11 protein-coding genes are annotated in these 15,771 nt (G+C 53.8%); 3 read left to right on the forward strand and 8 right to left on the reverse strand.

The window, feature by feature from the left end:
* Positions 1 to 37 precede the first annotated feature (37 nt).
* The 4 genes from glrR to purL all read right to left on the reverse strand — a co-directional run bounded on the left by glrR (position 38) and on the right by purL (position 8,271).
* Positions 38 to 1,375, reverse strand: a complete 1,338-nt coding sequence (glrR, locus tag BJJ97_RS20945) for a two-component system response regulator GlrR (protein ID WP_010280116.1) — start codon at positions 1,373 to 1,375, stop codon at positions 38 to 40.
* Complete coding sequence (gene qseG, locus BJJ97_RS20950) at positions 1,372 to 2,223, reverse strand: two-component system QseEF-associated lipoprotein QseG (RefSeq protein WP_095995220.1); 852 nt, start codon at positions 2,221 to 2,223, stop codon at positions 1,372 to 1,374. The genes glrR and qseG overlap by 4 nt, the downstream gene beginning before the upstream one ends.
* An 18-nt stretch (positions 2,224 to 2,241) precedes the next feature.
* Positions 2,242 to 3,678: a sensor histidine kinase gene (locus BJJ97_RS20955; protein WP_095995221.1), complete on the reverse strand. Its 1,437-nt coding sequence runs from the start codon at positions 3,676 to 3,678 to the stop codon at positions 2,242 to 2,244.
* A 705-nt stretch (positions 3,679 to 4,383) separates the two neighbouring features.
* Positions 4,384 to 8,271: a phosphoribosylformylglycinamidine synthase gene (purL, locus tag BJJ97_RS20960; protein ID WP_095995222.1), complete on the reverse strand. Its 3,888-nt coding sequence runs from the start codon at positions 8,269 to 8,271 to the stop codon at positions 4,384 to 4,386.
* A 216-nt stretch (positions 8,272 to 8,487) separates the two neighbouring features.
* Here purL and mltF point away from each other — a divergent pair, with 216 nt between their 5' ends.
* Positions 8,488 to 9,996 carry a membrane-bound lytic murein transglycosylase MltF gene (mltF, locus tag BJJ97_RS20965; RefSeq protein ID WP_095995223.1) on the forward strand — a complete coding sequence of 503 codons (1,509 nt, stop codon included), beginning with the start codon at positions 8,488 to 8,490 and terminating at the stop codon, positions 9,994 to 9,996.
* Positions 9,997 to 10,037: 41 nt separating this feature from the next.
* On the opposite strand, the gene tadA is transcribed toward mltF, so the two are convergent.
* From tadA to murQ, 3 genes are all read right to left on the reverse strand, one after another.
* Positions 10,038 to 10,523: a tRNA adenosine(34) deaminase TadA gene (gene tadA / locus BJJ97_RS20970; RefSeq protein WP_264372096.1), complete on the reverse strand. Its 486-nt coding sequence runs from the start codon at positions 10,521 to 10,523 to the stop codon at positions 10,038 to 10,040.
* A gap of 262 nt (positions 10,524 to 10,785) precedes the next feature.
* Complete coding sequence (gene yfhb, locus BJJ97_RS20980; RefSeq protein WP_095995225.1) at positions 10,786 to 11,424, reverse strand: phosphatidylglycerophosphatase C; 639 nt, start codon at positions 11,422 to 11,424, stop codon at positions 10,786 to 10,788.
* Positions 11,425 to 11,455: 31 nt separating this feature from the next.
* Positions 11,456 to 12,382 carry an N-acetylmuramic acid 6-phosphate etherase gene (gene murQ, locus BJJ97_RS20985; protein WP_095995226.1) on the reverse strand — a complete coding sequence of 309 codons (927 nt, stop codon included), beginning with the start codon at positions 12,380 to 12,382 and terminating at the stop codon, positions 11,456 to 11,458.
* 154 nt (positions 12,383 to 12,536) lie between these two features.
* On the opposite strand from murQ, the gene lapG reads away from it, so the two are divergent.
* On the forward strand, positions 12,537 to 13,226 hold the full coding sequence (gene lapG, locus BJJ97_RS20990; protein WP_039487577.1) for a cysteine protease LapG: 690 nt from the start codon (positions 12,537 to 12,539) through the stop codon (positions 13,224 to 13,226).
* Positions 13,227 to 13,235: 9 nt separating this feature from the next.
* Entirely contained in the window at positions 13,236 to 15,188 is a 1,953-nt protein-coding gene (lapD, locus tag BJJ97_RS20995) for a cyclic di-GMP receptor LapD (protein ID WP_095995227.1), read from the forward strand.
* Between the two features lie 183 nt (positions 15,189 to 15,371).
* Here lapD and BJJ97_RS21000 read toward each other — a convergent pair whose 3' ends face one another.
* Positions 15,372 to 15,716: a hypothetical protein gene (locus tag BJJ97_RS21000; protein WP_014916239.1), complete on the reverse strand. Its 345-nt coding sequence runs from the start codon at positions 15,714 to 15,716 to the stop codon at positions 15,372 to 15,374.
* Positions 15,717 to 15,771: the final 55 nt, after the last annotated feature.

Consider the following 15,771-nt stretch of genomic DNA (forward strand, 5'->3'; position numbering starts at 1 on the left):
CAGGCGGACAATCTACACCCGCACGGCACTCTCAGCGCTAGTCTTTAAAATCGTTGGCATCCAGCTCGTGGCGGCCCAACAGTTTATAAAATTCCGTTCGGTTACGCCCGGCCATTCGCGCAGCCTGCGTCACGTTACCTTTTGCGATCTGTAATAATTTTCGCAGGTAATTAAGCTCAAACTGATGTCGTGCTTCAACAAACGTTGGCAGGGCGGTATTTTCACCTTCCAGCGCTTGTTCAACCAGCGCATCGCTGATCACCGGTGCGCTGGTCAGTGCCACACACTGTTCGATGACATTCACCAGTTGACGCACGTTACCCGGCCAGCTTGCCGTCATCAAGCGCTTCATCGCATCGGTTGAAAAGGTGCGCACAAAAGGCTTGTGACGATTAGCAGATTCACGCAGCAGATGGTTTGCCAGCATCGGGATATCTTCAGCACGTTCATGCAGCGCTGGCAGCTTCATATTCACCACGTTGAGTCGATAATAGAGATCTTCGCGGAATTCGTTCTTCTCCATCGCCTTCGGCAAATCACGGTGCGTGGCGGAAATAATCCGCACGTCAATGTCCAAATCGCGGTTGCTACCCAGCGGGCGGACTTTTCGCTCCTGCAAAACACGAAGCAACTTAACCTGTAAGGACAGCGGCATATCGCCGATTTCATCTAAAAACAGCGTGCCGCCTTCCGCCGCCTGAAAAAGCCCTTCACGGCTGCTAACCGCACCGGTAAAGGCCCCTTTCGCATGGCCGAACAGCTCCGATTCCAGCAATGGCTCCGGCAGCGCACCGCAGTTAATCGCAATGAAGGCTTTCTTCGCACGTGGGCTTGCCGCATGAATCGCCTGAGCCAGCACCTCTTTCCCGGTGCCGCTCTGACCGTTAATTAGCACGCTGACGTCCGACTGCGCGACCATTCTGGCCTGCTCTAGCAGACGCAGCATAATCGGACTGCGCGTCACGATAGTTTCACGCCAGCTTTCATCACCCGCTGGGGCGGACAATGCCAGTGCTTCGTCTATCGCTTTGTAGAGCGCATCACGGTCAACGGGCTTCGTCAGGAAGCTGAATACGCCCTGCTGTGTAGCCGCGACCGCATCGGGAATGGAACCGTGAGCGGTTAAAATGATCACCGGCATCCCCGGCTGATAGCGCTGAATTTCGGCAAACAACGCCATGCCATCCATTTCATCCATACGAAGATCGCTGATCACCAGATCGAACGTCTCGCGCGTTAACAGCCGCAGCGCCTCTTGGCCGCTCTCCGCCGTCATCACGCTAAATCCTTCGCTGGTCAGCCGCATACCCAACAGTTTCAGCAGGCTGGGGTCATCATCCACGAGCAACAAACTCGCCGTTTTTCGGGCTGTCATTGTCTTGTTGACTCCTTCTTCGTCGTCGCGTTGTCCGTATGTGATTCCATCGGCGGCGTATAGGTGTCATCCGCATCAACTGGCTCATTTCTGGATTTCGTTGCCAAATTGCGCGAACCGTCTTTATTTGCACTACCGCTATTCGCACCAGAACTACCACGACGATCGCCGTCGTTATCCGGCATTTCCCCCGATAGCTGCTTACGAGACGACAGTTGGCGCTCAATATCCGTCAGATTTTCCAGTTTCTGCGTGGTTGTTTCTAACTGATATTGCAGATGACTTTGCTGTACACGCAAGGTGTCTAGCTGTTTGTCGCTGGATTCCTGCAAACGCTTATAGCGCAGACGCTCATCCGACAGCGCCAAGAACAACGTTTGTCTGTCACGCCAGGTTTGCATCAGCGGGCGCAGTGCCGCCGGGAAAGCCAGACGATATAAATTGATCTGTTCCAGCACCTGACGGCGTTCAGCCTGAGTAATGCCAGCATTATCCAGCAGGATGCCCTGCTTAAACACGCTATCCCAGCTATCACCCGCAACCTGCCCGGCTTCCTCACGGGCCTGGAACTGTGTCAAACGCCCGGCACAGTCCATCGCCCGCAGCCAGTACAGCGCGTTGTTCATAGATTCACGATCGTCTATCTGCCACAGATGCTCACATTGCGCGATACGGAAATCGGCAACCTGCTCTTTCGGCGGTGTCGCCTCCGTCTCCAGCAACGCCGTGCCGCTGATTACATGGCTATTACACGCAGCCAAAACGAGCGGTGACGACATCGCCACCACTTTCAACAGACGGGAAAATCTTCTACTCGCCAGCCATCCCTTCATAAATCCTACATTCATTATCTATTCATTCTCGGACTATTCGTTATCGGACAATAAGGGCAGCTCGATGCGGAAACACACATCAGCATAGTCCACGGTAATTAGGCTAAGCTCACCACGCATACGACGAATGCAATCACGCGCGATGCTCAACCCCAACCCGCTTCCTTTGACTGCACCACGGCGCTGATGGCTGCCCTGATAAAAGGGCTCAAAAATCATGCTCCGCTCTGCATCGGGAATGGGCGTACCACTGTTGGCGACATCAATCTGAACGCGATTGCCAATCTGACGGCTATAAATCCAAATGTTACCGGATTCCTTACCGTAGTGCACCGCATTGGAATAGAGATTGTCGATCACTCGCATCAATAACGTCGTCTCCGCCCAACAGTGCTCAACGGCTAGCGTCACATCGGTATGAATCATTTTGGCGCGGGCAGGCAAACTGTGAGAGGCCACGACAATATCGACGATTTCTTCGATTTCCACTCGCTCCAGTTCGGTCGGCGTATCCGCCAGCTTGCGATTGTAGTCCAGCAGTTGATCGATCAGCTGTAGCAGGTGGCGACTGCTGCTATCAAGAATAGCGACGACTTCTTTTTGATCGGTAGTCAGCGGACCAACCACCTCATCGGCCAGCAATTCGGTGCCTTCACGCAGACTAGCCAGCGGTGTTTTCAGTTCATGGGAGATATGCCGTAAAAACTCATGTCGCTGTGATTCGAGCCAGGACAGACGCTCGCTCAGCCAGATAATGCGCTGCGCCAGTGTCCGAATCTCACGCGGCCCTTTAAAGGTGCTGGTGTTACCCAGCGAGCGCCCTTCTCCAAGGCGGTTAATCATTCGCTCGACGCCATTAACGGGGCCGATAATCATCCGAGTAAAGAGAACCACCAGCAGCACGCTGACCAGAAACAAGAGCAACGCCTGCCAGCCAAAGAACTGGCCTCGTTCGGAAATAGCCTGCTGAAGTTGTTGCCCGCGGGAGAAAACGACGTCACGCGTCACCTGCACCATCTGTCCGTTAGCGCGGGAGAATCCTTCCAGCAGGCTGGATGCCGTTTGCTCTGGGCCGCTGTTATGGCAGCGTATTTCGCCGAGCTGAGTCAGGAGTTGACGTAGCGTCTGGTAATAACGGGGATCGGGCAGGACCTGCGCGTGAGAATCCAGCATTTGCAAATACTGTTTACGCTGGTTCTGATAGAGCGTCGCCAGCGTCTGATCGTCCAATACGCAGTATTGCCGGTAGCTACGCTCCATCGCCAGCGCGACGCTGGTCATTGCCTCGCTGCGGCGGGCATCCGTCAGCGTTGTCCGGTTAATATCCGCAGCCTGTTCGCTCAGCATGTTCAGGCTTTGATAAGCCTGATAGGCCAGCACCAACAGCGGCAGCAACACCAGCAAGAACGCCATAATTACTAATTGCCGCAGGGAACGCGGAAATAAACGCCATCGTTTCAAAGAAATCATCTCGTTACCTATCGAATCCGCTCTGATGCTAACTGAGTCTTATAAAAGTTCAACGTTTTCCCTTACGACATGCGCAACGCTTCGCAATGTGGCATGAATACCAATGTAAGGACGGCAAAAATCACGCCGTAAAAACAATCAGGGGGATTCTCTGGGGAGACGTGGCGGGGTTAAAACGTCACGCGGCCAGAAGAATCACTCCTTCTGGCCGCGTAACTGAATAGGCGGTGCCTCACTCAACGTGTCGCCCGATGCTTGATAACGTTCGTTTTCACGCCCGATTATCGGTCTGGTGGACGATAGGCACCCTTTCTTTTGGCATCATTCCAGATGTTATGAGCGAAAATGTTTGCCAGTTAGCAACGCAATCATAACCAGTTGAATGAGCAACTACACTTAATATGCACTTATGATGCCAACCTTAAAACAAACAAATTAAGATAATGATTATTATTGATTTTTATTTTAAATCCAACCAAGAAACAAATGACCCGAAATACAAATAACGAAAATACGCGCAAAAGAGACGCTTTATGTCGCTAAAAACAGACAGCTTTATGATGCCATCACACCACTCATATAAATCAAATAGTTAAATGTCACCAATTAGAGACAGCAAAAAGTCTGTCCGTCGCAAAAAAACGACAAACTGAGAAAATAGACGTAAAAAAGGGGCCGAAGCCCCTTTATCTCACTGACCTTAACTTAGCCCAGCTGTCTACGCGCATTGCGGAACATACGCATCCACGGGCCATCCTCGCCCCATTCTTCCGGGTGCCAGGAGTTACTGACGGTACGGAACACACGCTCAGGGTGCGGCATCATGACGGTTGCCCGACCACTGGTGCTGGTTACTGCCGTAATACCGTTTGGCGAGCCATTCGGGTTAGCCGGATAGTTCTCGGTTACCTGACCGTAGTGGTTGATATAACGCAGTGCCACCAGACCGTGTTCTTCAATCGCCGCCAAATGCGCATCGTCGCGGACTTCGACTTGTCCTTCACCGTGTGAAACGGCAATCGGCATGCGCGATCCGGCCATGTCATTCATGAACAGCGACGGGCTTTTCTCCACTTCGACCAAGCTGAAGCGCGCTTCAAAGCGATCGGATTTATTGCGGACAAAACGCGGCCAGAGATCGGCACCCGGAATCAGCTCACGCAGGTTAGACATCATCTGGCAGCCGTTACAGACACCTAACGCCAGCGTCTGAGGACGCAGGAAGAATTCAGCGAATTCATCACGAACGCGAGAGTTGAACAGAATGGATTTAGCCCAGCCTTCACCCGCGCCCAGCACATCACCATAAGAGAAGCCGCCACATGCAACCAGCGCCTGGAAATCCTGCAAGTTACGACGATTCGCCAGCAGGTCACTCATATGGATGTCGATGGCATCAAAGCCCGCACGGTGGAACGCCGCCGCCATTTCTACGTGAGAGTTCACACCCTGCTCACGCAGCACTGCCACTTTAGGGCGGACATTCTTAGCGATATAAGGTGCAGCAATATCTTCCTTCGGATCGAAGGTCAGCGACACGTTCAGGCCAGGATCGTTATCATCCTGTCTGGCGATGTGTTCCTGATCGGCACACTGCGGGTTATCACGCAGGCGCTGCATCTGCCAGCTGGTTTCAGCCCACCAGCGACGCAGCGTTGAACGGCTTTCCTGATAGATCGCTTCTGCACCCTGATTGATGGTGAAACGCGTGCCTTCTTCAGCATGACCAAGGTAATGCACGCAATCTGCCAGACCATGCAGTGCCAGAACCGCTTCCACTTCCGCACGACGTGCCGCAGGGATCTGAATGACGGCGCCAAGCTCTTCGTTAAACAGCGTCGCCAGCGTATCCTCACCCTGAGACGCGATATCGACAGTCACGCCGCAATGGCCAGCAAACGCCATCTCTGCCAGCGTAACCAGCAGGCCACCGTCTGAACGGTCGTGGTAGGCCAGAAGCGCTTTATCTGCGACCAGCTGCTGCATGGCGTTAAAGAAGCCTGCCAACTGCTCAGGGCTATGAACATCTGCCGTTTTACGACCCAACTGACGATAAACTTGTGCCAGCGCTGTAGCGCCCAGTGCTTTATTACCAGCGCCCAAATCGATGAGCAGCAGTGCATTATCCTGTCCGATACGCAGTTGTGGCGTTACCGTGTTACGTACGTCTTCCACGCGGGCAAACGCAGAGATCACCAGCGACATCGGCGAGGTTACCGCGCGATCTTCGCCCTCTTCCTGCCAGCGGGTTTTCATCGACATGGAGTCTTTACCCACCGGAATCGTCAGACCCAGCGCTGGGCACAGCTCTTCACCCACGGCTTTCACCGCATCGTACAGTCCGGCATCTTCGCCCGGGTGGCCTGCTGCTGCCATCCAGTTCGCAGACAGCTTCACGCGAGTCAGCGGGCCGATATGCGTGGCCGCAATGTTCGTCAGCGCCTCACCCACCGCCAAACGCGCGGAGGCGGCGAAGTTACGCAGCGCGACTGGCGCACGTTCACCGATAGACATTGCCTCGCCATAATAGCTATCAAGGCTGGCGGTGGTCACCGCACAGTCAGCCACCGGCACCTGCCACGGACCGACCATCTGATCGCGGGCTACCATACCGGTAACAGAGCGGTCACCGATGGTGATCAGGAAGGTTTTTTCGGCGACAACAGGCAAGTGCAGCACGCGCTCGACCGCTTCTGCCAGATAGATTTCATCACGCTGTAACGGCGTGCCTTCTACCTGTTTGCGCTCAACGTCACGCAGCATCTTCGGCGTTTTGCCTAACAGCACATCCAGCGGGAGATCGATAGGCTGGTTGTTGAAGTGACGATCGTTCATCGTCAGATGCAGTTCTTCCGTCGCTTCACCAATCACCGCATAAGGCGCACGTTCACGACGGCAGATTTCATCAAACAGTGCCAGTTGCTCTGGCGCAACGGCCAGAACGTAGCGCTCCTGCGATTCGTTACACCAGACTTCCAGCGGGCTCATGCCCGGCTCGTCATTCAGAATATCACGCAGTTCAAAGCGACCGCCGCGACCGCCATCACTCACCAGTTCTGGCATCGCGTTGGACAGACCGCCCGCGCCAACATCGTGAATAAACAGGATCGGGTTGGCTTCACCCAATTGCCAGCAGCGGTCGATCACTTCCTGACAGCGGCGTTCCATTTCTGGGTTATCGCGCTGTACAGAAGCAAAATCCAGATCCGCATCAGACTGACCCGATGCCATAGAAGAGGCTGCACCGCCGCCCAGACCGATATTCATGGACGGTCCGCCCAATACAATCAGTTTGGCACCGACGATAATTTCGCCTTTTTGGACGTGATCGGCGCGGATGTTACCAATGCCGCCCGCCAGCATGATCGGTTTATGGTAGCCGCGCAGCTCTGTGCCATTGTGGCTATCGACGCGCTCTTCATAAGTACGGAAATAACCCGTCAGTGCAGGACGGCCGAATTCGTTGTTGAATGCCGCGCCGCCCAATGGGCCTTCGGTCATGATATCCAGCGCGCTGACAATACGCTCTGGCTTGCCGAACTCTTCTTCTTCCCACGGCTGAACAAAGCCAGGAATGCGCAGGTTCGATACAGAGAAGCCCACCAGACCCGCTTTCGGCTTGGAGCCACGGCCTGTCGCGCCTTCGTCACGAATTTCACCGCCGGATCCTGTTGCAGCGCCCGGCCACGGTGAAATGGCGGTTGGGTGGTTATGCGTTTCAACCTTCATCAGGATGTGTGCATCTTCCTGATGGTAAGTGTATTGCCCGTTGGGATCGGTGTAGAAACGGCCGACGGCGGAGCCTTCCATGACGGCGGCGTTATCTTTATAGGCAGAGAGAACGTGATCGGGGGTGTGTTCAAAGGTGTTTTTGATCATTTTGAACAGTGACTTCGGCTGAGTGACGCCATCGATCACCCAATCAGCGTTAAAAATCTTGTGGCGGCAGTGCTCAGAGTTAGCCTGTGCGAACATGTACAGTTCGATATCGGTTGGGTTACGGCCCAGTTTGGTGAAGGCTTCCAGCAGATAATCAATTTCATCTTCTGCCAATGCCAGTCCCAGACGGACGTTCGCCTCTTCCAGTGCCTGACGCCCTTGCAGCAGAATTTCGATACGTTTGAAAGGTGCAGGTTGATGATGAGAGAACAGCGCTTCGGCCTGTTTCAGGTCGCTAAATACGCTTTCCATCATCCGGTCATGCAGCAGTGCCCCCAGTTGCTGCCACTGTTCATCGCTCAGCGTAGGCGCATGAATATAGAAAGCCAGGCCGCGCTCCAGGCGCAGTACTTTGCTTAGTCCACAATTATGGGCGATATCCGTTGCTTTGGAAGACCACGGCGAAATCGTGCCGGGACGCGGCGTGACCAGTAACAGATGGCCTTGCGGTTCGTGCTCCGCGAGAGAAGGACCATACTTCAGCAAACGTGTCAGTTTGGCCTGTTCATCGTTGTTCAACGGGGCGCTGACATCGGCGAAATGTACGTATTCAGCATAGATATCACTGACCGGCAAAACGTGCTCTTTGCAGCGGACCAGCAATTTATTAATACGAAAAGCCGATAAAGCAGGTGAACCACGCAGTATTTCCATAATCTAAAGTTCTCTCGTCTTCGATGCACTGGCTGCGATACAGCCATGGGGCACAACAGGGGGGAAACGCGCATATTATAGAGAATCCTTCCCTCGGACGAAACCGTTTGCGTGGCGATAATTTCACTTCGCTTCCGACGAGTGATTAATCGGTGACCAAATCAATAAAAGTTGCACACTGGCGGTTTGTTAAGCAAAATGCCCCCACTCTGGGAAATGACGTATAAAAAAACTGCCGTTACAGACAGCCTGGCCACACGGCCGCCGAGAGATAACTATTTGAAGCCGTTAAAATTAAATTATTTTTTCATCGGGATTATCACGTTACTGCTGGCGTTAGCGCTATGGCCTAGCATTCCCTGGCGCAGTAGTCAGGATGTACAGCTCAGGCAGATCCTCTCACGCGGTGAGTTGCGTATCAGCACGGTCAACTCACCGCTGACTTATGCCGTGAGCAACGGATCCCCGACAGGTCTGGACTATGAACTGGCAAAACGGTTCGCCGATTACCTCGGCGTCAAGCTGGTGGTCTCGTCACGCAAGAATCTTGACGAGCTGTTCGACGATCTGGACGGTGACGATGCCGACCTGCTGGCTGCCGGGCTGATCTACAACCACGAGCGTCTGGAACGCTTCCGTGCCGGCCCAACCTACTATTCCATTTCACAACAGATGGTGTACCGCCTCGGTTCACCCCGCCCAAAAACGCTGGATAAACTGCAAGGCCGCCTCGTCGTCACATCCGGTTCCGCCCATGCTGCTACCCTGCGCGATCTAAAAGCAGAGAAATACCCGCAGCTAAGCTGGGAATCAGCTTCCGATCAGAGCACGCAGGAATTACTGAAGCAGGTTGCCGATGGCAAACTGGACTATACGCTGGGTGATTCGGTCACCATCGGCCTGATGCAGCGAATTCATCCGCAGCTTGCCGTCGCCTTCGATCTCAGCGATGAAGAGCCAGTTACCTGGTATATGCGCCGTTCACACGATGACAGCCTGTCCGCCGCGCTGCTGGATTTCTTCAGCCAGATTGTCGAAGACGGTACGCTCGCACGTTTGGAGGAGAAGTATCTCGGTCACGTTGGCGAATTTGACTATGTCGATACCACCACGTTCCTGAGCGCGATTGATGAAACGCTGCCGGATCTGCGCCCGCTATTTGAAAAATACGCCACCGATATTGACTGGAAGTTGCTGGCTGCCATCTCTTATCAGGAATCACACTGGAACCCGCTGGCGACTTCTCCTACTGGCGTGCGCGGGCTGATGATGCTCACACGCAACACGGCAGAAAGCCTGAACGTCACCGACCGAGTCGATCCGGAACAGAGTATCCGCGGCGGTGCGCAATATATGTCGCACATGATGCAGAAAATGCCGGACACTATTCCAGAAGATGAAAAAATCTGGTTTGCGCTGGCGTCTTACAATATGGGATACGCCCATCTGCTTGATGCGCGTAAATTGACCGAGAAACAGAAGGGTAACCCCGACAGCTGGGTCGATGTGAAGATGCGCCTGCCAATGCTGAGCCAGAAGCGCTATTACACTCAAACCACCTACGGCTACGCGCGCGGACATGAAGCCTATAACTACGTGGAAAACATTCGGCGTTATATGGTGAGTCTCGAAGGCTATCTGATAGAAAAAGAAGCCAAAGTGCAGCAGCAAACCCAGATCGCGCAAGGCTATCCGGCCGTGCCTCTCAGCAAGGTACCGGAATAAAAAGAACTGGAATAGATCCGTATGGAAGGAAAAACGCCCCGCTAGTCCTGCGCGGCGTTTTTCTCGCTTTTTTCTGCGGCACGACGGGCTTTATGCTGTTCACGACGTAGGCGAAAGAACGTGCTGAGCGTTGCAGAACATTCATCAGCCAGAATGCCGGATTCAATCACAATCTGATGATTCATGCCAGGATGGCGCAGAATATCCACCAGCGACCCCGCAGCCCCCGTTTTCTCATCTGACGCACCGTAAACCAAACGGCCAATACGGCTGTGTATCATCGCGCCCGCACACATGATGCACGGCTCCAGCGTGACATACAGCGTCGTCTCCAGCAGGCGGTAATTCTGCAACACCTGCCCTCCCTGCCGCAGCGCCATAATCTCAGCGTGCGCGGTAGGATCGTGATGCCCAATCGGCCGATTCCACCCTTCGCCGATCGCATCGTTATCCAGCACCAGCACCGCACCAACCGGCACTTCGCCTTCATCCTGAGCACGCTGAGCCAGCGCTAATGCATGGCGCATCCAGTATTCATCGTTACGCAGGTTGCCCACGTTTCCTCACTTAGAACCTATCCCATTAGGGCTATTTCACTTGCCATTTTGAACCTGGGCAGTGCTCAAAATCCTCACGTACTACGTGTACGCTCCGGTTTTTCCGCGCTGTCCGAGTCCAAACTGGCTGCGCCAATAAACGCCTACTGGAATAGGCCCTTATTATTCATATTTTGGCGGCGCATTATACCTATATGAAGAGATGAAAAAATCAGATGAAGGAATGAAAAAATTATTCCAGCTGTTGCAGGCTACCGTCGGGGGTGACTCGCCAGCGGTGTTCGCAAAAATAGAGTAGCGGATTGTCCTGTTTGCTGTCGCTGTAACCGCTGTAGAGCTTGAGCGGTGCGCCGAGACGCTGCTCCATCTGCGTTACTTTTTCATGTCCGAGACAACGCAGCGTTAATACCCAACCGCCGTAGCGGCGTGTAATCTGGCTTCCCATCAGGCGAACGCCGGGCAGAAAAGGCGAATCATGATAGACCTGTTCCACCAGCCGCTGCGGCGATCCGGTCACCAGCCAGACCTGTGCATCACTGTCTTCAAGGTAGGTTTTCAGCCGCTGCTGAACCTGCGGAAACGGAATGACATCATGACGAAACGCGCCGACAAACTGCTTTTCCAGTTGAACCAACTCGTCTTCATCACGCCCAAACGTAATCGCCCACAGCAGCCAGCTCATCGGCAACCGGGCCGCACGGCCGCGAATCAATAACCCCAGCCCGATAATCGGTAATAGCGGGACAACCAGAACGAGATTTAACGGCAACCGACGAAGTAAAAAACGTAAAAAGCTGCCAAACATGTCCTGCTGATGCAACGTGCCATCCAGATCAAAAAAAACAATGCGTTGCTCTCGCTTATCACTCAAAACATTTCTCCCGACTTACACCAAGAAAATCTTATCCACCAATCAGCGCCTCACGCAGATAACCGTTGTGCTGTTTCAGGCGCTCACGCGCAGCTGTCACATCAATATTAGCCAGCAGCATCAGAATCGCAGGCTTAACTTCATTATCAGCCTGTACCAGCACCTGCCGCGCCTTTTCCCGCTCGGCCCCCGTTGCTTCAACCACGATGCGGCAAGCCCGGTCCAACAGCTTCACGTTGGTTGCCTTCACATCGACCATCAAATTCTGGTACACCTTTCCCAGCTTAACCATTACGCCAGTAGAAATCATATTCAGGACGAGTTTTTGCGCCGTTCCTGACTTCAACCGCGTCGACCCCGTTAACGCCTCCGGGCCAACCACCGGAGAAATCGCCACCTGCGCTTCTTGCGCGATGGGTGAATGCGGATTACAGGAGATCGCCGCCGTCCGGCAGCCAACGTCACGCGCATAGCGCAAGGCACCAATCACATACGGCGTCCGGCCTGATGCCGCAAGGCCGACAACCATATCCACTGCGGTTAAATTCAGCGCTTTTAAGTCCGCCTCACCGAGTGCAGGATCGTCTTCCGCACCTTCAACCGCCTTCAGCAGTGCACCCGGCCCACCCGCAATCAGGCCGATAACCAGCCCGTGCGGCACGCCAAACGTTGGCGGACACTCTGAGGCATCCAGCACGCCCAAACGGCCGCTGGTCCCTGCACCCAGATAGATCAGCCGCCCGCCTTCCTGCAACGACGCCGTCGCTAGATCGACAGCCTCGGCAATCGCGGGTAAAACCTGCGCAATGGCTTCGGGTACTTTCCGATCTTCCTGATTAAACGCGTGCATCATCTCCAGCGTAGAGAGCTGATCCAGCACCATCGTCGCCGGGTTTCTCGTTTCGGAAACCAGCTTCCCTAAATTAAGGTTCTCTCCATCCGTCACATCTGAACGCATTCTGCTACCTCATGCTTTGTGCCAGCGCTTTCTACACGCCTATGACAAACAACCATTTTCACCACTATACTGCTTTTGAGACCGATGAAAGTACGCTATTCTGCATCGAATTAACCCTCCATATTCATCTCGCAAGGTAAACAGAGAAACCTCAGTGCGACTCTCCGGGTTCAGACTCTCCAGTTACACGCTTTTCTTTATTAGCTGTCTGCTGTTTCTGCTGGCGGGTTCCCTACGTGCGGACTGGGATTTTATTACCATTAATCAGCGAACCGAGCAGCTTTATGGCCCGGCAACGCCCGATGCTCGCCGCCGAATAGATGAATGGCAGACGCTGTTGGTCAATTCCCGCAATAAAGAGGAAAAGGCGCTGCTGAGCAGCGTGAACCAATTTTTCAATGATCGTATGCTGTTTCGCGATGATATTGTCGTCTGGAATCAGGAAGATTACTGGGCTACGCCGATTGAAGCACTGCGTAAAGGTGCCGGGGACTGCGAAGATTATGCGCTTGCCAAGTATTTTACGCTGCGCCATTTAGGCGTCTCAGCGGACAAATTACGCATTACCTATGTTAAAGCCCTGCGCCTGAATAAAGCGCACATGGTGCTGACCTATTATCCCACGCCAACCTCAATTCCGCTGGTGTTGGACAATCTGACCGACAAGATCCAACCGGCGACAGAGCGCAATGATTTAGTTCCGGTGTACGCCTTTAATGGCGGAGGTCTCTGGCTGCCGGGCGCCAGCGGCAGCAACAAACGAGTCAGTGACAGTAAACGACTTTCACGCTGGCAGGATGTATTAACCAAAATGCGTGCCGAAGGGTTTTCAATTGAGGAGTAAGGGTAGGCTATGTCTCTATACAAACAATTACTGATAGCCATCTGCCTGTTTGTGCTAATTATTTTCAGCGGGAGTTTTTTCGTCAGCCTGGAAAATTCGCGTGAACAGTACAATAACCAGCTTCACTCTCACGCGCAGGATGCCGCTACCGCACTGGGACTTTCCCTGACGCCGAATATCGATGATCCGGCAATGGTAGAGCTGATGGTCAGCTCGATTTTCGACAGCGGCTATTTTTCCAGTATTCGCGTGCGGGATTTAAAAACCAGCAATGTCACGCTGGAGCGCACCGCGTCACCAGATATCCCTGATGTACCACGCTGGTTTGTTCAGTTAGTGGACCTGCAACCCGGCGCGGGCGAAGCCATCGTGATGCGCGGCTGGGAACAGGCGGCAAAAGTCGAAGTCGTCAGCCATCCGATGTTCGCGGTGACCCGACTGTGGCGCAGCAGTACGGCCTCTTTCCTGTGGCTGCTCGGCTGCGGCACGCTGGGCGTGTTACTCGGCGCGCTGTTCCTGCGCCGCCAGCTACGTCCGCTCGATTATATTGTCGATCAGTCGCTGGCGATTACCCGTCGTGAATTCCTTAGCCAGCCGGATTTGCCCAATACGCCCGAATTCCGCCGCGTCGCACAGGCGATGAACCTGATGGTTAGCAAGCTCAAAACGCTGTTTGAAGAAGAGGCGGAACGGAGCGAGCGTTTACGTCAGGACGCCTATCAGGATCCTCAAACCGGATTGAATAACCGCCGCGCGTTTGACATGCAGTTCAACGACAAACTGGCCGACGAAGAAACCGCCCCCGGCTTTCTGATCATGATTCGCGTACAGGATCTGGCGGGGATGAACCAACGGCTGGGCGGCCAGCGCACCGATGCCCTATTAGCCTCTGTCGGGCATATCCTGCGCAAAATGCAAAAACAGCATACCAATGCGGAGAGCCTTCTGGCACGCATCCGTGGTGGGGAATTTGCGCTGTTCTGCCCCGGTCTGGTCGATAAAGAAGCCTATGCGCTGATTGGCGAACTGACACGCAACATCGAAACCTTGCATCTAACAGGCGAAACCGACGTCTCCCCTGTCGCCCAATTCGGCATGGTGCCTTTCCGCCCCAGCGACACCGCGCAATCCCTGTTTATTCAGGGTGATCAAGCGCTCACGCGGGCCGAAAGCAATACCGATACCACCGCGCCTCATGAGATTCCGTCCGTCAGTACCGAACAGGTCGAAACCGATCGCCATATGTGGTTTAACCTGCTCGATCCTATCTTGGAACAGGAACGCTTGCAGCTTTTCCTGCAACCGGTCGTCGCGTGTGACGATCCCAGTCAGGTACTGCATCACAAGGTACTGGCTCGTATTCAGGATGAGCAAGGGAACAGCATCGCCGCTGGTCGCTTCCTGCCGTGGATTCAACGCTTTGGCTGGGATACCCGTCTGGATCAAACCATGCTGCGCGAAGTGCTAGACTATCTTCGTCAGCACGACGGTAATCTGGCGCTGAGCCTGTCCGGCACTACGGTTCTGAATCTTCATCTGCTCGCCGATCTGCTTGCTCCGTTGAAGCATCAGCCTGATGTTGCCAGACGATTGATTCTGGAGCTGGACGAGAACCAATTGCCAGACAGCGCCCAACTGGAAGCCTTAATCAAGCTGCTGAATGAACATGGCTGTGCGCTGGGGCTACAGCATTTTGGCGGGCGCTTTAATATGATCGGCAACCTGTCGCAATGGGGGCTGGCTTACCTGAAAGTCGATGGCAGCTACATCCGCAATATCGATCAGGAAGACGATAAACAAATGTTTATCGAAGCGCTGTATCGCGCCACCAACAGTATTGCCCTGCCGCTTATCGCCGAACGTGTTGAAACCGCCGGTGAGCTGAAAGTGCTTCAGGAGATGGGATTACAGGGCGCGATGGGACGGCTGCTGGGTGAACCAGCGCCAGCGATCAGAATCTGATGCCATATCGTTTTGGCTAACGGCGTTTAACGACCCGGCTTCTCACTACGATATTGAGAAGCCGGAACGGCTGAACGGGACGTTAAGGGATGATTTTTGCTTCAAAGCGTTATGTCTTTAAAGCAGTAAGCCTTTAAAACACAAGCCGTTAAAACAGTAAGTTTTTAAAACATTCACTATTCTTCAAAACATAGTCTCTTCGTCGTCGCCAATCAGCTTGTTCAATCCGCCATTCAGGGCTTCACGCGCCTGCGCACGGTTGATCAGCTTCAGCTGTGCCGCCTGAGGGAAGTCGGTAATGCTGACCACGCCTTTCTGAATCAAAACCTGAATTAAATCCTCCAGCACGCGCACCATTTCCAGATCGCTTTGCCGTAACTGCTGGAGACTGGACATCGCTGCCTGATGACTGCGGAACCAAGCCTGCGCCTCACGCGAATCGTCGGACAGTTCGCCGTTCATTTCAGGAAAAGGACTCTTTTCTACCTTCATCAGGTGGCCATCACTGTCGCGCTGGATATAGAACATGTTCGGAGACCTTTTAAGTTTTTGATAAAAAAGGGAGCCGGGCAGGCTCCCCCTT

Source organism: Pectobacterium polaris, assembly GCF_002307355.1.
GTDB lineage: Bacteria > Pseudomonadota > Gammaproteobacteria > Enterobacterales > Enterobacteriaceae > Pectobacterium > Pectobacterium polare.